The 19,679-nt window shown below is 46.8% G+C and carries 14 protein-coding genes; 3 read left to right on the top strand and 11 right to left on the bottom strand.

Annotated elements, in window-relative coordinates:
* Positions 1-58: 58 nt before the first annotated feature.
* On the bottom strand, positions 59-2,377 hold the full coding sequence (locus J4N37_RS00620) for a Tex family protein (protein ID WP_252041448.1): 2,319 nt from the start codon (positions 2,375-2,377) through the stop codon (positions 59-61).
* Between the two features lie 212 nt (positions 2,378-2,589).
* Here J4N37_RS00620 and J4N37_RS00625 point away from each other — a divergent pair, with 212 nt between their 5' ends.
* Entirely contained in the window at positions 2,590-4,470 is a 1,881-nt protein-coding gene (locus tag J4N37_RS00625; RefSeq protein WP_171305031.1) for a putative ATP-dependent zinc protease, read from the top strand.
* A gap of 72 nt (positions 4,471-4,542) precedes the next feature.
* Here J4N37_RS00625 and greB read toward each other — a convergent pair whose 3' ends face one another.
* Positions 4,543-5,028 (bottom strand): transcription elongation factor GreB, encoded by a 486-nt coding sequence (greB, locus tag J4N37_RS00630; protein WP_050914440.1) that lies wholly within the window; start codon positions 5,026-5,028, stop codon positions 4,543-4,545.
* Positions 5,029-5,101: 73 nt separating this feature from the next.
* The gene (locus J4N37_RS25120) at positions 5,102-7,099 is read right to left on the bottom strand and encodes a methyl-accepting chemotaxis protein (RefSeq protein ID WP_286036617.1); all 1,998 of its coding nucleotides are present in this window, start codon (positions 7,097-7,099) and stop codon (positions 5,102-5,104) included.
* Positions 7,100-7,413: 314 nt separating this feature from the next.
* On the opposite strand from J4N37_RS25120, the gene ompR reads away from it, so the two are divergent.
* Positions 7,414-8,133, top strand: a complete 720-nt coding sequence (gene ompR, locus J4N37_RS00645; protein ID WP_005430151.1) for an osmolarity response regulator transcription factor OmpR — start codon at positions 7,414-7,416, stop codon at positions 8,131-8,133.
* A 125-nt stretch (positions 8,134-8,258) separates the two neighbouring features.
* Complete coding sequence (gene envZ, locus J4N37_RS00650; RefSeq protein ID WP_005430094.1) at positions 8,259-9,551, top strand: two-component system sensor histidine kinase EnvZ; 1,293 nt, start codon at positions 8,259-8,261, stop codon at positions 9,549-9,551.
* Between the two features lie 78 nt (positions 9,552-9,629).
* Here the strand turns inward: envZ and J4N37_RS00655 are convergent, their stop codons facing one another.
* The 8 genes from J4N37_RS00655 to J4N37_RS00690 form a co-directional block, all read right to left on the bottom strand.
* Positions 9,630-11,021 carry a uracil-xanthine permease family protein gene (locus J4N37_RS00655; RefSeq protein ID WP_252041450.1) on the bottom strand — a complete coding sequence of 464 codons (1,392 nt, stop codon included), beginning with the start codon at positions 11,019-11,021 and terminating at the stop codon, positions 9,630-9,632.
* Positions 11,022-11,255: 234 nt separating this feature from the next.
* Complete coding sequence (recG, locus tag J4N37_RS00660; protein WP_122018669.1) at positions 11,256-13,337, bottom strand: ATP-dependent DNA helicase RecG; 2,082 nt, start codon at positions 13,335-13,337, stop codon at positions 11,256-11,258.
* Between the two features lie 131 nt (positions 13,338-13,468).
* Positions 13,469-14,152 carry a tRNA (guanosine(18)-2'-O)-methyltransferase TrmH gene (gene trmH, locus J4N37_RS00665; RefSeq protein ID WP_252041452.1) on the bottom strand — a complete coding sequence of 228 codons (684 nt, stop codon included), beginning with the start codon at positions 14,150-14,152 and terminating at the stop codon, positions 13,469-13,471.
* 53 nt (positions 14,153-14,205) lie between these two features.
* A complete protein-coding gene (gene spoT / locus J4N37_RS00670) occupies positions 14,206-16,326 on the bottom strand; it encodes a bifunctional GTP diphosphokinase/guanosine-3',5'-bis pyrophosphate 3'-pyrophosphohydrolase (RefSeq protein ID WP_038883414.1) in 2,121 nt (706 codons plus the stop codon).
* Between the two features lie 39 nt (positions 16,327-16,365).
* Positions 16,366-16,638 carry a DNA-directed RNA polymerase subunit omega gene (gene rpoZ / locus J4N37_RS00675; RefSeq protein ID WP_005379346.1) on the bottom strand — a complete coding sequence of 91 codons (273 nt, stop codon included), beginning with the start codon at positions 16,636-16,638 and terminating at the stop codon, positions 16,366-16,368.
* Between the two features lie 215 nt (positions 16,639-16,853).
* Positions 16,854-17,477: a guanylate kinase gene (gene gmk / locus J4N37_RS00680; RefSeq protein WP_005430186.1), complete on the bottom strand. Its 624-nt coding sequence runs from the start codon at positions 17,475-17,477 to the stop codon at positions 16,854-16,856.
* 335 nt (positions 17,478-17,812) lie between these two features.
* A complete protein-coding gene (locus tag J4N37_RS00685) occupies positions 17,813-19,036 on the bottom strand; it encodes a tetratricopeptide repeat protein (protein WP_010445052.1) in 1,224 nt (407 codons plus the stop codon).
* 9 nt (positions 19,037-19,045) lie between these two features.
* The gene (locus J4N37_RS00690) at positions 19,046-19,678 is read right to left on the bottom strand and encodes an energy transducer TonB (protein ID WP_010445054.1); all 633 of its coding nucleotides are present in this window, start codon (positions 19,676-19,678) and stop codon (positions 19,046-19,048) included.
* Position 19,679 lies beyond the last annotated feature (1 nt).

Consider the following 19,679-nt stretch of genomic DNA (forward strand, 5'->3'; position numbering starts at 1 on the left):
CTCCAAGCAGGCTGACTGATTGGAGCGTTTTCTTTTTAGCTGTGAGGCTTAGGTGAGATTACTTTTTCGCTTTAGCAAACGCGGCTGCAAATGCACCACCCATTGCGTTGTTTGAGGCTGCATCATCACGGCGAGGCTGGCGACGTTGTGGCTGGTCATTACGACGCGGCGCAGCGGAACGTTGGCTGCGATTGTCTTGGCCAGGTTCATCGTTCAAACGCATGGATAGAGCGATACGCTTGCGTTGTACGTCGACTTCCATCACTTTCACTTTGACGATGTCGCCCGCTTTCACCACTTCACGTGGATCCGACACAAAGCGGTCTGTCAGTGCTGAGATGTGTACGAGACCATCTTGGTGAACGCCGATATCAACGAAGGCACCAAAGTTTGCTACGTTCGATACTACGCCTTCTAGAATCATGCCCGGCTCTAAGTCAGAAACTGAGTTCACGCCTTCTGCAAACGTCGCCGTTTTGAATTCTGGACGTGGGTCACGACCCGGCTTATCTAGCTCTTTAATGATGTCGGTAATGGTTGGCACACCGAAGTTATCGTCGGTGTAATCCACCGCATGCAGACCTTTTAGGAAGCTTGAATCACCAATCAGTGCTTTGATGTCTTTGTTGTTCTTCTCAGAAATCGCTTTTACCACTGGGTACGCTTCTGGGTGAACGGCAGATGCATCAAGGGGGTTCTTACCATCCATAATACGTAGGAAACCTGCACACTGCTCGAACGCCTTAGGACCTAAACGAGGCACTTTCTTCAAGGTTGTACGTGCTTCGAAACGACCGTTTTCATCACGGAAGTCGACAATATTCTGCGCGATGGTGCTCGACAAGCCCGCTACGCGCGTCAGTAATGCTGCAGAAGCGGTGTTCACGTCTACGCCGACCGCGTTTACACAGTCTTCGACAATCGCATCTAGGCGTTTTGCCAGCATAGATTGGCTAACATCGTGCTGATACTGACCCACGCCGATCGACTTAGGATCAATTTTCACTAGTTCCGCTAGCGGGTCTTGTAGACGACGGGCAATCGACACCGCACCACGCAGAGACACGTCCATATTTGGGAATTCTTTTGCTGCAAGCTCAGACGCTGAGTAAACCGATGCACCCGCTTCACTCACGATGATTTTCTGAACTTTCAAGTTGCCACGTTTGATGACGTCTGCGACAAAGCTGTCGGTTTCACGTGAAGCCGTGCCGTTACCGATCGCAATCAAATCGACGTTGTACTTGCGCACCAACTGATCGACGATTTGCGCTGACTTGTCGTATTGCTTTTGTGGTGGGTGAGGGTAGATGGTTTCGGTTGCAAGCACTTTACCAGTCGGATCGACAATAGCGATCTTCGAGCCTGTGCGCAGACCCGGATCGAGACCAAGTGTTGCACGAGGGCCCGCAGGCGCAGCCATCAACAAGTCTTTTAGGTTGGTGGCGAATACTTCAATCGCTTCGATTTCTGCGCGCTCTTTCATTGCGCCCATTAGCTCGGTTTCCATGTGCATCGATACTTTGATACGCCATGACCAGTTGATCACTTGCTTGCGCCATGCATCCGCCGGTGCGCTGCTGAGCGTCACGCCGTAGTGGTCAGCAATAATGGTTTCGCAGTAAGACTGACGTACGCCTTCTTCTTGCTCTGGATCGGCATTCATTGCCAATGTCAGGAAGCCTTCATTGCGACCACGCAGCATCGCCAACGCACGGTGTGATGGTACTTTGCTTAGTGGTTCGTTGTGGTTGAAGTAGTCTTTAAACTTCTCACCTTCTTGCTCTTTGCCTTCAACGACGCGAGCACCCATTTCCGCATTGCGGTTTAGGTGACCACGGATCTTCTTTAGTAGATTCGCGTCTTCAGCGATGCGCTCCATGATGATCGCACGCGCGCCATCCAGTGCGGCTTTGGTGTCTGCCACACCTTTGTCTGCATCAAGGTATTTGCTTGCTTCGCTTTCTGGCTCCGTTTGCGGATGATTCCAAAGCTGGTCTGCAAGTGGCTCAAGACCGGCCTCAATGGCGATCTGACCTTTGGTGCGACGCTTTGGTTTGTAAGGTAAGTACAAGTCTTCAAGACGAGTCTTGCTGTCTGCCTGAGTGATCTCTTGTTCGAGTTCTGGCGTGAGTTTGCCTTGTTCTTGGATCGATTTCAGGATGGTTTGACGGCGATCGTCCAGTTCACGAAGGTAAGACAGACGGCTGTCTAGAGTACGCAGTTGGGTATCATCAAGGCCGCCCGTCACCTCTTTACGGTAACGAGCAATAAATGGGACTGTGTTACCGTCATCGATAAGGGTTACAGCGGCATTGACTTGCTCAGGGCGAACATTCAGCTCTTGAGCAATCATGCGACAGATAGCTTGGCTCATCCGTGTATTCTCTTTAATTCAGTTTGGGTATTGGTTGTGTATAGAACATTGGGGTCATTCATGGAATTTGCAATGTTTTAAACTAGTAACTCAAAAATTTACTGAGCGTCGGTGGACATTGGTCAATTTTGTGTCAAAACTGTAATTAAATTCAGAACTTATTCAAAAATGACTGCCTATATTCTGTACCTTGGCACTTACGGAAAACAATAATGAAAAAAATGTCTTTGGCTGTGGCGCTTTCAGGTGCCTTGTTAGTCGCTCCATTTTCTTGGTCGCAATCTTTATCTGCGACTACTCAATATCCAATCTATCAACTTGACGGCAAAGTGGTTCTCGGTCGTGTTGAAAGCGTTTATTACAGCGAGATTCCAGAGCTAAGTGATGTTCCTTTTATCGGCAAGATTGATACCGGCGCCGACACGACCTCAATGCACGCAGAAAACATTCACGTCAGCAGCAGCAACCCAGAATACAAAAGCCTCAAAGATAACAAGCTGATGTGGGCAATCATTGATGATCTTGGTGGCACCAAAGCCAAGTGGGATGCTGACAGTTTTAAGCCGTACCAAGTGACCGTGAGTTTCACTATTCATCATCCGTACACAGGCAAAGAAATTAAGATCACTGATGATCTTGAACGCATCAGTGCGATCCGCAGCCGTACCAGCGAAAAACCAATTCTACGCCCGACGGTGAAAATGCCGATGACCATTGCAGGACACACTGTGGACACCGTAGTTAATCTGACCAAGCGTACTCAATTCTCAGCACCTATCTTGATCGGTAAGACTTACCTCGACAACAACGCGTGGGTATTTGCTGGTTACGATTACCTGCAAGAGCAACAAAAGGCGCAGATGATCGGTAAGAAAGAAACGGTTGAAGTGGAAGGAGTACCATACAAGGTGAGCATTTCAACTTCTAGCCGTTACACCAACGTACATGCGCTGAATATCAAAGTGGATAAGAAGAAAAAACAAGTTTCTTTCACTTTAGAAGGTGAGAACGGCAAGCGTCATCCAATGACCCTGCCATTAGTACGTATGTTGAAAACCAGCAAGAGTGAGCGTCCTTTGGTTTATCTTCCGGTGAAAGTGAGTGAAACCGAGACGCAACAATGGCTGGTTTACTTGCGCGATCGCAGCAGCTTTAGCTCGCAAATTCGTCTTGGTAAAGACGTTGCAAGCCAGCACTTCGTGATTGACACTGACAAAGAGAACTTGCTCGGTGGCGTTGAGAAGTCATTTAAGAATGCTCTGAAATCTAAGCCATTGGTTATCTCACCTGAAGAGTCAGTCAATATTGATGGTCATGTACTGCCTGCGTATCCAACCTTCGCGGTTAAAACGCCATTGTTACGTGTGGATGGCTTTGAATTGACGGAAAAAGACAAGAAAGAAGTCGTGACCTTCTATCTGCCAAGCGCGAAAGGCAAGGAAGAGAAAATCACTAAACACGTATTGAAGAAGCTCAAAGTGGGTGACTCAGTTCGCCCAGTCGTTGAAGGTGACTTCCTATTTGGTGATGAAGAGAAGAGCATCGAATTTGCCATTGATGTATTGGAGAAAGACGATCAAGAACAGCCGTTCTTTGTCTTCGGCCACAACATGGCGAAAGGTGGTGTGCTGCTGAATACACGCGCTGACCACTTACTCGATGCGCGTCCACTCTTCAAAGCGGGCCACATCGAAGTAGCAGAAGTGGAAGGTATGTCTTTCCCTGTGAAATTGGATACAGGCGCGGATGTGAGCTCGATTAATGCCAAGAACATCAAACAGTTCAAGAAAGATGGCAAAGACATGGTGAGCTTCACCTACGAGAACGACAGCGGTATGAAGAAAGAATTTACCAAGCCCGTTGTTGACGTGATGCGCATTAAAGCCAAGAAAGGTGAGAAAGCCAACGTACGTCCTGTAGTAGAAATGCACGTTAAGCTTGGCGAATTAGAGAAGAAGATTCGCGTTAACTTGCAAGACCGTAGCCGCTTCCATTACAGCATGATTCTGGGTAAGAACTTCTTGAAGCACGGTGCGATCGTTGCCAGCGACACCAACTACATTGTGACCGAGAAGCCAGACTACGAAGAGTAATCCTCAAGATTGGTACCTTAAAACGCAAAAGCCGCACTAAAAAGTGCGGCTTTCTTTTATTGGGTCACAGGATCAATTGTCTTCGGCTTGGTAGCGAATGCTGTTGATAAACCATTCTTTGTAGCCTTCCGGCGTTCTTACTGCGAATTCGTCATCGACTTCTTTTTTTAGTAGTGCACGAGCCATTGGGGAATCAATCGAGATATAGCCTTTGGCATCACCATAGATTTCATCGGGACCAACGATGCGGAAATTCTTTACATCGCCCGCTTCATTCTCAATTTCCACCCAAGCACCAAAAAACACTTTGCCTTCCTGCTGAGGTGAGTAATCCACAACTTTGACTTGCTCTAGGCGCTTTCGTAAGTATCTGACACGACGGTCAATTTCACGCAGGCGTTTTTTGTTGTACTGATAATCTGCGTTTTCGCTTCGGTCGCCCAAGCTTGCTGCCCAAGTAACTTTTTTGGTGACTTCTGGGCGTTCTTCTCGCCATAAAAAGTCGAGTTCGGTTTTTAGGCGATTGTAGCCTTCACGGGTAATTAAATTGGTTTTCATTGAGCGCACACTCGTTAACGGTAAGGGAAAGATATTAGCGAGAATTGATTCTCGCTGTAAATACCGAGCCTCGTTAACTGATGCTCCTCAACTGCTCTAGGGTTATGATGTTACTGTCAATATTTGACATCTCTACTTGCGCCTCTTGAGCTTGGTTTACCCCTCTAATAGCCATATCGGCTGATGAGTTGCTTGCATCTGTTAGCTCTGCAAGCTGTTGGCTTAAATGTGTAGACTCTTCAACAATGAGAGAGATGATTTGGTTGATGTCATGAACTGAACTTTCTATATCTGTGATAGAAGATGAAACATTATCTATAGTCTCACCAGTTTCATTTAAGCTTTTCTGGGTATTGAGTGATAGAGCCCTCACTTCATCGGCGACTACGGCAAACCCTCGTCCAGCCTCACCCGCTCGAGCGGCCTCAATGGCAGCATTAAGAGCAAGTAAGTTGGTTTGTTCTGCAATACCTGAAATAGCCTTTAGGATGGAGACTACTTTTTCAGAGCTCAACTGGAGTGATTGAATTCTCTCTTTTAGCGTGTCGCGATGCGCAGCTTGCTGTTCAATCTGCGAAGTGAACTTCGAAAATTGTTGATGGATTGCGTTTAAGTGAGCAGCAGACTGTTGAGATACTCCACCAATTGATTCAAGTTGCGAGCTTGAATCTTGTAGCAGCGGGCGATAAAGCTGGAGCTGCGTAATGAGATCGGATTGAATATCGTTGATACAGGCTTTGCTATTGATATTTCTAGCAAGGAAGTGCTCTCGATAATGAGCGTATTTCACGGGGTAGTTATCCGCAATGGTGTCCGAAAATCGCTCGCCGTTAGCGACTTTGAAAAAAGCGAGCGCAGTTAAGGTTTCATTCATATGTACGCCAAGCAACTCACCAAAAGTAGAGAAGCCAGAAACCGGTATATCGTTGAAACAACGCACTTGGCTGAGTTCGCTCGCGTTGTTGAGTCTTCTCAAAATGCAGTCGTTAGCAATCATAGCTTCGGGTGATGATGGCTTACCTCGTAAGAATTGTTCAAAATCGCGTGCCGTTGTCGAGCTTAGACTTTCACTGGATAACAAGTGAAGTTGATCCCCAAACTCCATATCACAGAAGAATGAAATATGGCCCGTCTCTAGGTCGATGTTAGCAATTGAACGAATGAACATCTCATCATTGATACTTACCCCGAAAGAATGGCCTGTTAAGTGTTGTGACAATTCGGAGGGAGAACAGTTGAAGTACTGGCAAAGAGCTTCAACAGGGGTAGAAAGTTTGTTTGAGTTAGATGCAAGTAAGCTTTTAAGCACTCGAAGGTTTGGGTCAAACTCTGCGACGGTAAAGTACGCCTTACTGCGAGTAAAATTATGTGTTTTAAATATGCCATAACGATACTCTGGCGACAGTTTTAAGAAAGCGATAAGAGCTTTGTTGTTCTGCTCTTGGCCATTGTAAGCTACTTTTGCTGAGGTAAAATCTAATTTTCCTCCTGCACTGCCACCGATGAAATAACACGGAAATCTTTCTTCTTGATACAGCGCCTGCATGAAGAAGTTTTCACTGGCAGAAATACCATCAAAGTAAGTCAAAGCTACGCTATCAAAGTAATTTGGCGTGAACTTAGTGTTTAATGCTTTGATTTCTCGAGCTATAGCTTCGATTCTTTGTTGTGAGCTTCTCGTAGGAGTTCCTGATTTTATGTCTTCACAATGTAAGTTAACGGAGTGGATGTCGACATCAAATAGTATTTGTTCAGAAAAAGAATGTAGGACAATGTTGTCCCAGTTTCCCTCAGTTGCATGGTATAGCTCGCCTTTCCCACCTAGTTCACCCGCAGTTTGAACTGTTATGACATGTTGGATGCCATGCAGAGCTTGTTGTAGCTTTTGATTGATATTTTTAAAATCCAAGTGAGGAGAAATGTAAGCGATGATTAGCTTAGCTGTATTGTTAAGCCTTGCTGGTTGAAGGTGGCTCGACGATAAATCTCTTTCCGAGAAATGAAGAACTACATTGGATTTTGGGCATTGGGTGTTTTCAAGATTTTCGCGAGAAAATAAACGTTTTAGCATAGACAACCTTGTTCATTCTTATTATCAGAATAGCTTCTCGACAGGTGAGAAATTGATGTTCTTTTGTTTCAATTTGCTATGAGCAAATGAGCTTAGAAACTAATTGTCTATTATACGGGTGATATAATACGTAGTACTGCGGATGATTGAAGGTGTGAATTGAATAAGCCTTTTGAATGAATTAGATGCAGGAGATGTGACGCAAGAACATGTAAATATAGTGCTCTGGATAAAAAGAGTAACAATTTGCACAAGCACGTTTGAAAAAACAGTGATACATTTTTGACTATAGATGCCTCTGAAAGGATGTTTCAATGCAGGAAAATCATAAAATATTAGTGGTTGATGACGATGCTCGTTTGCGTGCTCTGTTGGAGCGTTACCTTTCTGAGCAAGGTTTTCAAGTGAGAAGTGTCGCTAACGGCGAGCAGATGGACCGTCTTTTGACCCGTGAAAACTTCCACCTTATGGTGTTGGATTTAATGTTGCCGGGCGAAGATGGCTTATCGATTTGTCGTCGTCTACGTCATGCCAACAACATGCTACCTATTCTGATGCTGACAGCGAAAGGCGATGAAGTCGATCGTATCGTTGGCCTTGAAGTGGGGGCAGACGATTACCTACCAAAACCGTTCAACCCGCGTGAACTGCTGGCTCGTATTAAAGCAGTACTTCGCCGCCAAACGGTTGAACTGCCAGGTGCGCCAAGCACGGAAGAGAAAGTGGTTGAGTTCGGAGACTTCCGTCTGAACCTAGGTACGCGTGAAATGTTCCGTGGTGATGAAGCGATGCCACTGACTTCGGGTGAATTCGCAGTGCTGAAAGCGCTAGTAACCAACGCTCGTGAGCCAATGTCGCGTGATAAGCTGATGAACATGGCTCGTGGTCGTGAATACTCAGCGATGGAGCGTTCTATCGACGTTCAAATCTCACGTCTACGCCGCATGCTAGAAGACGATCCAAGCAAGCCTCGCTACATCCAAACGGTATGGGGCTTGGGTTACGTGTTCGTCCCAGACGGCAAAGAAGCGTAATACCTTTTAAGGCCTGCCGATAATACTCGGCTGCTCATATTCCACCCTCAAGCCTCCTTCCTGTTTGAGGGCTGGAAACTCGCAATTAATGTTGTTCACTAGGAACAGTCCATTAGGGATCCTCCATGCGAATCCGAAGTTCATTTACACAATCCATTTTGCTGTTCATCTCTTTGCTTCTCGCTAGCCAAGTCTTTTCTTACTACGCCGTTTTTAACTACGCGTTGATGCCAAGTTTGCAGCAGTTCAACAAAATTCTCGCCCACGAGTTGAATCTGGTACTCGATGAAGATGGTCTACTCAAGGCTGACGCGCCGCTGCGCCATCAACTGCTAGAAAACTTGGGTGTGACGGTACACAGCGTCGATAGCGAGATGATGAATGAGTTCAATCATGCGATGTCGATTGATTTGATGTCGGAAGAGATGACGCAAGAGCTCGGTTCTCCAACGGAAGTGCGTTTGCTGCTTGGCAGTGAAAGCTACATTTTGTGGATGCGTATCGATCAGTTGCCGAACTCCATCATCCGTATTCCGCTCTCTGAACTGCAAGAAGAAGATTTTGCTCCGCTGTTCCGTAATAGCTTGATCATGGCGCTTCTGATCATTGCTGGTGGCTGGTTGTTTATCCGTTTACAAAACCGACCTTTGATTGCGCTAGAAAAAGCCGCGAAAGGAGTCGGTCGAGGTGAAATTCCACCGCCATTACCAGAGAAGGGGGCCTCGGAAATTCGCTCTGTAACTCGTGCCTTCAACCAGATGTCGAAAGGCATTCAAGAACTGGAAGAAGACCGTGCGCTACTGATGGCAGGCATCAGCCATGACTTACGCACGCCACTGACGCGTATTCGTCTTGCGACAGAAATGATGTCGCCTGAAGACAGTTACCTAGCCGAAGGCATCATCAGTGATACTGAAGAGTGTAACGAGATCATCAGCCAGTTTATGGACTACCTCAAGCCGGTAAATAAAGAGTCGTTTGAGCAGGTGGACATCAATACCATCACTAGCGATGTAGCAACGTCGGAAGGGGGTTATGAAGTCGAAATTGAAACTGACCTCAACCCAACGATGCCAACCGCAAAAGGCAGCCCAATCGCGATCAAACGTGCGGTGAGTAACCTTGTGGTTAATGCTCTGCGATACGGCAATGGCTGGGTGAAAATCAGTACGGGCGTCACTGCCGACAAACAATTGGTGTGGGTGTGCGTTGAAGACAATGGCCCTGGCATCGAGCAGTCGCAAATCGCCAAGCTGTTTGAACCTTTTACTCGTGGTGATACGGCGCGAGGCAGTGAAGGGACTGGTTTGGGCTTAGCCATTGTGAAGCGTATCGTGAGCCAACACTCTGGTTCGGTTGTGGTGCGTAACCGCAGTGAAGGTGGGTTAAGCGCACAAATCAGCTTCCCAACCAAGTAAGCGTTCTTCGGTCAATCGATTCCAATAAAAAAGCCCAATCAAAGCTTGGTTGGGCTTTCCGATCATCCTAGTGCAAGGTTAGGATTCTTTTACCTCTTGAGCAACCAGCTCATCTTCTTCTTCCAATTTCGCTGGAAGCAGTAGGTTCAATACGATAGCGGTGATGCCGCCCGCTGCCACGCCGGTCGAGAAAATGCTCTTAATGAACTCAGGCATGAATTGCAGAATTTCAGGTTTTTGTGCAATGCCCAAACCCATTGAGAACGACAGCGCCATAATTAGGATTGCGCGGCGATCGAGGTCGACTCGAGAGATGATGCGCACGCCCGCTGCGGCAATGGTACCGAACATCACGATAGTTGCGCCGCCCAGTACAGGCTCAGGAATCAGCTGAACAAAGCTTGCTACACCCGGAAAAAGACCCAGAATCACCAACATGCCTGAGATGAAGTAACCCACGTAACGGCTTGCTACACCTGTGAGCATGATGATGCCGTTGTTTTGGCTGAAGGTAGAGTTCGGGAAGCTGTTGAATACTGCTGCAATCGCTGAGTTCAGACCGTCAGCCAATACGCCGCCTTTGATGCGCTTCATGTAAACCGGGCCTTTCACTGGCTCACCAGAAACTTCAGACGTTGCGGTAATGTCACCAATTGCTTCTAGTGCCGTGATAAAGAAAATCAGAACCAGTGGAATAAACAGCGACCAGTCGAAGCTTAAGCCGTATTGCATTGGGATTGGCAGCGCGATGAGGTCAGTTTCGCCCAGTGTTGAGGTATCGACCATGCCCATGAAGTACGCCATGATGTAGCCAACTAGCATTGCAATTACAATCGATGCTACGCGTAGGTAAGGGTTCTTTGAACGGTTAAGAATAACGATCAAGCCAAGTACTGTGCCAGCGAGAGCTAATTTATCTAGGCTACCGAAAGATCCGTCGCTCATTGCCGCGTAGCCACCGCCCATTGATACCAAACCCACTTGGATAAGTGTTAGACCGATAAGCGTCACGACAATGCCAGATACTAATGGCGTAATGATGCGGCGTGCGTGTTCTAGGACGCGAGATAGCAGGATTTCAGCAAAAGACGCCACCAAGATAGTACCGAAAATCGCTGCCATCATGGTGCTGAGGTCAGCGCCGCCAGCTTTAAGAGAAAGACCCGCCCCAATGATTGGACCTAAGAAGTTAAAGCTGGTGCCTTGCACTGAAAGCAAGCCAGAGCCAATAGGACCAAAGGTACGAATTTGAATAAAGGAAGACACGCCAGATGCAAACAGCGACATGCTGATGATGGTGTTGGTTTGGTCAGCAGGTACACCCAAAGACTGACAAATGATCAGAGAGGGGGTAATAACGGCTACGAACATCGCCAATAAGTGCTGAAGTGCAGCAAAAATGGTCTGAGGTAGTGGTGGACGATCGTTTAACTGATAGACCAGTTCCGAAGTTCGGTTTGAAGTTGTCATATTTGTCTCGCTAGTCGCAATAATTCTTGCCCCAGAGCTCGCTGAATGGGAGTGCTGGGTGGAGTTGACGTTATGACCTGTGATTGCTGTTAATCAGTGTCAACTCAGGTTGGTTTGATGTGACAAGGTGCACACCATAAATTTTGAGCGCGATTATAGAGGGATTTATTCAAAAAGCAAACGTTTGCTTTGGGCTAAAAAGAAAAGGCGAACTAAATTGTTCGCCTTAATCTCTTATGCTTTAGAGTAAATGTCACGCTCACCTAACCAACGATCAATAATTGCGGTCGCATTCGTTGGGTAGTTGTCATGAATGTAACGCGCGATGCGTTGAACTTCCGGAATCAAGCGCTGATCTCGCACTAAGTCGGCAATTTTAAAATCTGCCAAGCCAGTTTGTTTGGTACCAAGAAGCTCACCCGGTCCACGAATCTCTAAGTCTTTCTGTGCAATCACAAAGCCGTCGTTGCTTTCACGTAATACGCCTAAACGCTTTTGCGCAGTTTTTGATAGTGGCGAGTGATACAGCAGCACACAATGGCTCGCCACTGAACCTCGACCAACACGACCTCTCAACTGGTGCAACTGAGCTAAACCTAAACGCTCTGGGTTCTCGATGATCATCAAACTGGAATTGGGCACGTCCACGCCCACTTCAATCACCGTCGTTGCGACCAGCAAATGCAGCTTGTTGTCTTTGAAATCCTGCATCACCGCTTGCTTCTCTGCGGGCTTCATTCGTCCGTGCACGAGACCAATTTTTACGTCAGGCAGTTTACGTTGCAGCTCTTCTGCGGTATCAGCAGCGGCTTGAGCTTCCAAGACTTCAGACTCATCAATTAAGGTACATACCCAATACGCTTGTTTGCCTTCGTTTAAGCAGGCATTGCGCACTCGCTCGACGATATCATCGCGTTTGGTGTCTGGAATTGCGACCGTCTGGATTGGTGTTCGACCTGGCGGTAATTCATCAATCACCGATGTTTCTAAATCAGCATAAGCTGTCATGGCTAACGTTCGCGGAATTGGCGTTGCTGTCATGATGAGCTGATGTGGATAAGCGCCTTGTTTCGCGCCTTTCTCGCGTAGCTCTAAACGCTGGTGGACACCAAAGCGGTGCTGCTCATCAATAATGACCAAAGCAAGATGATGAAACTCAACATGCTCTTGGAAAAGAGCGTGAGTGCCCACTACCATTTTCGCTTCACCGCTGGCAATGCGCGCCAATTCGGCTTCTTTGGCTTTACCTTTTAACTTGCCCGCCAGCCAACCGACTTGAATGCCCATTTTCTCAAACCAATTAGCGAAGTTAATCGCGTGCTGCTCGGCGAGCAGTTCGGTAGGTGCCATTAAAGCGACTTGATAGCCGTGTTCAATGGCTCTGACCGCTGCGAGTGCAGCAACTAAAGTTTTTCCCGAGCCTACGTCCCCTTGAACAAGGCGCATCATTGGGTGCGTTTTTTCTAAGTCAGCTTCAATTTCTTTAACCACTCGCGCTTGAGCATTGGTCGGCGAAAAGGGCAATTGAGCCAGTAGCTGCTTTTTCAATGAGTCACACGACGCCAAAGGTAATGCAACGTCTTGTTGCCCTTTGCTGCGCACTGCCAACATAGAAAGGTTCTGCGCCAGTAACTCTTCCATGATCAAACGAATTTGAGCAGGGTGTTTACCTTCATCAAACTCATCCAAATTAATGGTTGGAGGCGGTCGATGAATCGTATGCAGCGCTTGCGACATGGTGATCTGGTGATTGTACAAACCAGAAGGCAGCAACTCTTGTACAGCGGCTTTATCGAGGAGTGATAAGGCTTGTTCCGTCAGGTTACGCAAAGTGATTTGGCGCAACCCATCGGTGGTTGGATAAACGGGGGTTAAGCTCTGTTCCACATCCGGTTTTTGCTCACTTACATAAAACTTGTAGTCAGGGTGAACAATTTCTAAGCCCATCCCGCCACGCTTAATTTCACCGTAAGCGTGTACTAACTTACCATTCGAGAAATTGTTCTTCATCGCGGCAGTAAAGTTAAAAAAGCGTAGGGTAATCGTGCCATTGCCGTCGCTGATTTTTACCGTCAGCATTTTGCGTTTGCCGAAAGTTGTATCGACAGCCATAACTTTGCCCTGTACCGCCGCCCAGAGCCCTGCATGCAGTTTGGCTATTGGGTAAATGCGGGTGCGATCTTCGTAACGAAGAGGAAGGTGAAACAGCAGATCTTGAACGCTATGTAAGCCAACTTTGGCGAGTTTTTCTGCGACTTTAGCGCCAACTCCAGACAGGGAAGTTAAAGGAACAGCAGATAACATTTGGGCAGACATAGTGGGCTCAAGAAAATAGTTAACATAGCAGTATGTTAACCACGAAGCTGTGTTTTTGTACAGGGAAAAATACAGCTTCGTGAGGAGTCGAGTTTCGCTCCTTCGCCGCTATTCAGGATAACAAAAGTTGGTTATTTACTTTGCATCTCTTTCCACCATGATTCGTCAGCCACAATTTGGCCTTCGTCATCAAGTTGTGGATATTCTAGCCCTTTGCGTTTCGCTACCTTTGCTAAGACTGGATGACCACGCTCAAACAGAATGCGGTTGATGGTCTCTTTTGGTAGAGCGCTCTCTTCACGTTCGTACATCCCAGCGGCTTCACGCTGACGCTGCGCTTCATAAAGAATCACAGCACTGGCGACTGAGACATTCAAAGACTGCACCATACCGATCATTGGAATAATGATGTCTTGGTCTGCGAGTTTCTTCGCTTGCTCTGAAGCACCAATTTTTTCGCTACCCAGAATGATTGCCGTTGGCTTGGTGTAGTCGATTTCACGAAAATCGACCGCGGTGTCCGAAAGGTTAGTCACCAGAACTTGCATGCCTTGCGCTTTGAGCTCGGTAATCGCAGTTTCAATCGAATCGTGAGTATCCACTTCAACCCAGTTGCGCGCCCCTGCTGAGGTGTGGGTCAGTGTGCGCATTTTGTCGGGCCAAATCGCATGAACTTTGTGTAAGCCTGTTGCGTCAGCGGTACGGATCACGGCGGAAACATTGTTCGGCTTATGAACTTCTTCAAGGCACAGGGTGAGGTCGGTTTGGCGTGCTTTTAACACCTGATGGATGCGGTTGTAACGTTCTAAATTCATAATAAATAGGGATATAAAAAAATCGCCACCCAGAGTGTGGGTGGCGATAGAGTTTAGTTCTTTCTTCGTCTGACTCGAGTCGCCTGTGGCATGGTCTTAATCTTACGCATTATGCCAGCAAGGTGAACACGATCTTTGGTGGTTAGCAGAACGGTAACGGTGTACAAGCGACCGTCGCGTTCTTCGGTTGAAAGACCGTGAATGTTCGAACCGGTTTTCGAAATCACATTGGTCAATTCCGCTAGCGCACCTTGGTTGTTGAGCATATCGACTTTCAGTTCAGCAATGAACTCTTTGTCGTACTCTTCAGACCAAGCGACAGCCATGTATTTGTCTGGTTCTTTCTGGTATCCGCGTACGTTTGGACACGTTTCACGGTGTACCACAAGACCACGACCTGGTGATACGTGGGCAATGATGTGGTCATCTGGGATAGGGTGACAACAATTTGCGAAAGTCAGTAGCAGACCTTCTGCACCACGGATTGGCAGTTTCTTGTTAGATTCGTTTGGAATCGAGCTCGTGGTGGTCAATTCATCAGTGTCACCCAATAAGCGACGTGCGATGACGATACTCATCAATTCACCCAAACCAATGGCTGCTAGCAGATCATCGACGCTTTCTAGGCGCAGATCAGTCAGCACTTCTTGGATGTTTTCTGGGTAGATTGAATCAATCGAATGACGACCCAAAGCGTGATTCAGTAGACGACGACCTAAGGTAATCGACTCTTCACGACGCATGGTCTTCAACACTTGACGAATCTTAGTGCGGGCACGAGAAGTTACAACATAGTTCAACCAAGCTGCATTTGGACGAGCACCTGGTGCACTGATGATTTCTACTGTCTGACCATTCTTCAGTGCCTTACTTAGTGGGTAAGGGTTACGGTCAACACGAGCACCAACACAAGAGTTACCGACATCAGTATGTACGGCATAGGCAAAGTCGACTGCTGTTGCGCCTAATGGCAATTCAACGATACGACCTTTTGGTGTGAAGACGTAAATCTCATCTGGGAACAGATCCGATTTTACGTTTTCAATGAATTCGAATGAGTTACCAGCACTTTGTTGTAGCTCAAGTAGGCTTTGCATCCAACGCTGAGCTTTCACTTGCGCTGTCGTGCCAGATCTGTCGCCCTTGTCTTTGTAAGACCAATGCGCAGCAACACCTTTGTCCGCCATTTGATCCATATCTTCGGTACGGATCTGAACTTCAACAGGTACGCCGTGTGGGCCGACCATAGAAGTGTGTAGCGATTGGTAGCCGTTCGCTTTTGGTACCGCGATATAATCTTTCATGCGACCAGGACGCGGCTTATACAAGCTGTGTACTTGGCCTAGAACGCGATAACAAGTATCGGCAGTATCAACAACCACTCGGAAAGCGTAGATATCCATGATGGTGTGGAAGCGCTGTTCTTTGGTTTTCATCTTGTTGTAGATGGAGAACAGGTTCTTCTCACGACCTAACACGCGCGCATTCAAGCCAACATCTTCCAGTCGACCTTCGATTTCGCTATGAATACGCTGGATCATCTCTTTACGATTACCACGCGCAGCTCGTACCACTTCTTTTAGGACGCGGTAGCGGTTTGGGTAAAGCGCTTCGAAGCCAAGTTCTTCGAGTTCCGTTTTGATATTGTGAATACCAAGACGGTGAGCGAGTGGAGAGTAGATCTCTAGTGTTTCGCGGGCAATACGACGCTTTTTATCCGGGCGTAGGGCTCCCAACGTGCGCATGTTGTGCGTGCGGTCAGCTAGCTTGATGAGAATGACGCGAATGTCTTGCACCATGGCAAGTACCATTTTGCGGAAGTTCTCAGCTTGCGCCTCTTTGCGATCGCGGAATTTGAGTTTGTCCAGTTTAGATACACCATCAACCAGCTCTGCCACGGTATTGCCAAACTTCTCTTCAAGGTCTTCTTTAGTAACATCACAGTCTTCGATGACGTCATGCAGTAAAGCTGCTTGAAGGGTTTCGATATCGAGGCGCATTTCAGCCAAAATTCTGGCTACAGCAACGGGGTGGATGATGTATGGTTCACCGCTAGAGCGGGTTTGCCCTTCATGGGCATCTCTTGCTACCACATAAGATTGACGCAGAGCCTCAATTTGAGGCTCTGTTAGGTATTCTTGGGCAACGTCTTTGAGGCTATCGAATAGATACAAATTATAGGCCCGGGAGGTTGTTGAATTCTAAAGTCAGAATTAACGGTTGTGAGCGATGCTGCTTACTGCCGCTAGCTCTGCCGCTTCTTGCTCTTGCTGTTCTTGACGTTCACGAGCGTCTAGAACTTCTTTAGTAATTAAACCTTCTTCGATTTCGCGTAGAGCGATAACCGTTGGCTTATCGTTCTCTTCTGGCACTAGTGCATCTTTACCGCCAGTTTGCATTTGACGAGCGCGGCGAGCCGCAATCAGTACTAGGTCGAAACGGTTGCCAACTTTTTCAACAGCGTCTTGAACAGTTACGCGTGCCATGAGGACTCCAAATAGTTAACTAAATTTTGAATGACGAGAAAGTATACAGTCTCAAGGCTGTATTTGCTAGCGATAAGACGTGTAACAACAATGACTTTCTATATAAGCAATATAAGCTTCCTTACCGTAATAAAGAAGCAAAAATTCATTTTTATATCTAAGCGGGTTGGAATTATAAATTCCGGCTCGAAGAAGACGCTTAGATATCAGCAGTTTTATTCTGCTAGAAGTGCATCAAGCATGCCTTTATATTTAGCAGCTTGTTTTTCTTCCTTCAATCTTTCTGCGCGCAGAATGGCTTTGAAATCCATTAATGCGGTGTCGAAATCGTCGTTTACGATCACATAGTCGTATTCGTTGTAGTGTGAGATTTCAGACTTTGCTTCTGCCATACGTTTCGCGATCACTTCTTCACTGTCTTGACCACGAGTGTTTAGGCGACGTTCTAGTTCACCGTTTGAAGGAGGCAGGATAAAGATGCTCTTCGCTTCCGACATCTGCTCGCGAATTTGGCGTGCGCCTTGCCAGTCGATGTCTAGAAAGACGTCGATGCCTTTGTTTAGCGTTTCTTCAATCCATACGCGTGATGTGCCGTAATAGTTACCAAACACTTCTGCGTATTCTAGGAAGTCGCCTTGTGCAATCAGAGCTTCAAACTCTTCTTTTGCAACGAAATGGTAGTGGATACCGTTTTCTTCGCCAGGGCGCATGCCACGAGTAGTATGAGACACAGACACTTTCATTGCATATGTTGGGTTACGTTCCAACATTGCTGAGATCAAGCTAGATTTACCTGCGCCGCTAGGTGCAGATACGATATAGAGAGTACCTTTGCCCATTGTACTGTTCCACTTTTGGTTGGATTGAGTAAGTGCCGAGAGAAAGTATCGACAATGTAATAACGATAGCACTGGCAATGATGGTTTCACCACCAAAGGGATTGAGATTGGTGATAATCCCGCCAGAAAAATGGAGGCGAAGAGTATCACGATCTTTAATGGGTTGCCAGTTGATCTTGTCGGATCTAAATCAAGTGGCGGGCCACTCAAGCCTATCAGATTCACAACGAAAAAAGGGGAAGCTCTCACTTCCCCAGGCGTGCGACTGACTCACACTTAATTTTCGGAGCAATCACAACCACTTGGGTTGCTAGCTTGCAAATAATGAGTACCTATTAACCTTGCGACTCTAGGAAATTGATCCAAGGGCTTACCGTAGGCTTGAAAGTTGGTGATTTAGCCGCTCCTTTCATTGCTTGCAGTGCTTTTTGAGGCTGTTTAAGCTCGAAAAAAGCCATACCACGGATGTATTCTAGCTCCGCCTTTTGTTCTTTTGTGGCATCTGAGGCTGCTGTATGAGCAAACCTCGTTGCTTGTGAATACTGTTTGTCTTGAATCATCAAGCGAGCGATTTGAATCTGAGTTTTCGCGGATGGTGCCATCTCGTAAGACGTCTTATATGCGATGATAGATTCATCTAGCTCTTTCGCCTGTTGCCAAAAACTTGCCAAGCGATCATAGTTCGCCTTTGTCTTCTCTATGTTTCCCGAAGTCATCTCTCTTTCAAGCGTTTTAGCTGCTTTATAAGGGATACCTTGGTAGGCCAAGAAGTTAACAAGTCTCAAGTACTCTTTTTCGCCCTCAAGCTTACCCATTTTATATACGGCTTCTAGAGCCGCTAGTGAGTTACGCTCTTGGCCTAGCTCCATGTATACGCCGGAAAGCTGCATCCAATAACGCTTTTTCTCTGGGTATTTAGAAGTCAGCGTTTTCAGTACACTTGCCACACTCTTCAGCTGACCTAGCTCGTAGTGAGAAGCCACTAGGATCAAATACCAAGATTCACTTGGATTCTTAGTCATCGATATTGCTTTCTTCGTTGGAGGAATTGCATTTCTGTAGTCTTCCAACTGAATGTATGCACTAGCTAGAGTGATGTAAGCATGAGCTTGCGGTTTTTCTTTGGTTGTCTCTGCAACTTTAAACCACTCATTCATTGTCTTTACAGATAACTTAAATTTCTCTTCAGCCAAATATAATTGAGCTAGGCTGTAGCGAACTTGTTGAGCAACGGGCACAGGTAAAGCATCTAGTTTTAGTGCCTCTGCAAAGTACTTCGCTGCTTGTGCATAGTTGTCTTGTAAAGAGTAAAGAAAACCCGTTTGCTGAAGTAAGACGGCTCTGTCGTATTTCTTTGACTTTGTGCTATCCAAGGCACTAGTCAGCTTTTCTTTTGCTGCTGAGTATTTTTCGGTCGCAATTAACTCTTGAACTTTGTTCACTGTGCGGAATGTTCGATCGGATAATTGCGGTGCTTCCTTCGCCATTGAAGGAGTGGCAACTGCCACCCCAACAAGGAGAATTAAAGAAGCCACTTTGCTTTTCCATAAACTTTTCATGGTGACTCCTTAGTTGGTTGAAAACTCAATCTCTTGGGACAAGCGTGTGCTGACAGGTTTTCCATCAACCAGTTTTGGTTTGAAAGTCCATTTGGAAACGGTCTTTCTTGCTGCCTTGCCTAAGCCTAAACGGCGAGGTTTTTCTTTAAGGACTTTAATATCCTCAACTGCACCTCGTGCGTTTACTGTGAATTCAAGTAAAACCACACCTTTCTCAATGCCAGCCTTAGCTGCCTTTCTAGGCATCTGAGGTTGGAATGTCGCAAGCGGTGTTGGTCCTCCGCTACCTGCCATTTGTGCACCACCGCCTTGAGAGTAGTGACCTAATACAGAACCCCCCGTCACGTTTACAGGTAGATCAAGCTTTGGCATGTCCATTGGGACTTGATCCATTACTGGTTTAACCGTTGACGTCACCTTCATTTCAGGTGGTGGTGGTGGACGTTTCGGTGGTGGTGGTTTCGGAAGTTGGCGTTTCTTCTCCTGTATTTTTTCGTCCGGTTTAATGCGAATGAATTCCACCATACGAAGATCATCATTCGACACTAGCTCGTGGCGCTCTTTGTTTACTAGCTTGTCCATCCCCCAGAACAACCCGAGGGAGACAATGAGCGCCAGTGCAATTGAGGCCAGATACCGCATA

This window comes from Vibrio sp. SCSIO 43153 (assembly GCF_023716625.1).
Lineage (GTDB): Bacteria > Pseudomonadota > Gammaproteobacteria > Enterobacterales > Vibrionaceae > Vibrio > Vibrio rotiferianus.

Bases quoted from the DNA above. Each gene is read 5' to 3' on its own strand.
- J4N37_RS25120 (WP_286036617.1), bottom strand. From the start codon at position 7,099: ATGCTAAAACGTTTATTTTCTCGCGAAAATCTTGAAAACACCCAATGC.
- ompR (WP_005430151.1), top strand. From the start codon at position 7,414: ATGCAGGAAAATCATAAAATATTAGTGGTTGATGACGATGCTCGTTTG.
- envZ (WP_005430094.1), top strand. From the start codon at position 8,259: ATGCGAATCCGAAGTTCATTTACACAATCCATTTTGCTGTTCATCTCT.
- J4N37_RS00620 (WP_252041448.1), bottom strand. From the start codon at position 2,377: ATGAGCCAAGCTATCTGTCGCATGATTGCTCAAGAGCTGAATGTTCGC.
- rpoZ (WP_005379346.1), bottom strand. From the start codon at position 16,638: ATGGCACGCGTAACTGTTCAAGACGCTGTTGAAAAAGTTGGCAACCGT.
- greB (WP_050914440.1), bottom strand. From the start codon at position 5,028: ATGAAAACCAATTTAATTACCCGTGAAGGCTACAATCGCCTAAAAACC.
- recG (WP_122018669.1), bottom strand. From the start codon at position 13,337: ATGTCTGCCCAAATGTTATCTGCTGTTCCTTTAACTTCCCTGTCTGGA.
- trmH (WP_252041452.1), bottom strand. From the start codon at position 14,152: ATGAATTTAGAACGTTACAACCGCATCCATCAGGTGTTAAAAGCACGC.
- J4N37_RS00655 (WP_252041450.1), bottom strand. From the start codon at position 11,021: ATGACAACTTCAAACCGAACTTCGGAACTGGTCTATCAGTTAAACGAT.
- gmk (WP_005430186.1), bottom strand. From the start codon at position 17,477: ATGGGCAAAGGTACTCTCTATATCGTATCTGCACCTAGCGGCGCAGGT.
- J4N37_RS00625 (WP_171305031.1), top strand. From the start codon at position 2,590: ATGAAAAAAATGTCTTTGGCTGTGGCGCTTTCAGGTGCCTTGTTAGTC.
- J4N37_RS00690 (WP_010445054.1), bottom strand. From the start codon at position 19,678: ATGCGGTATCTGGCCTCAATTGCACTGGCGCTCATTGTCTCCCTCGGG.
- J4N37_RS00685 (WP_010445052.1), bottom strand. From the start codon at position 19,036: ATGAAAAGTTTATGGAAAAGCAAAGTGGCTTCTTTAATTCTCCTTGTT.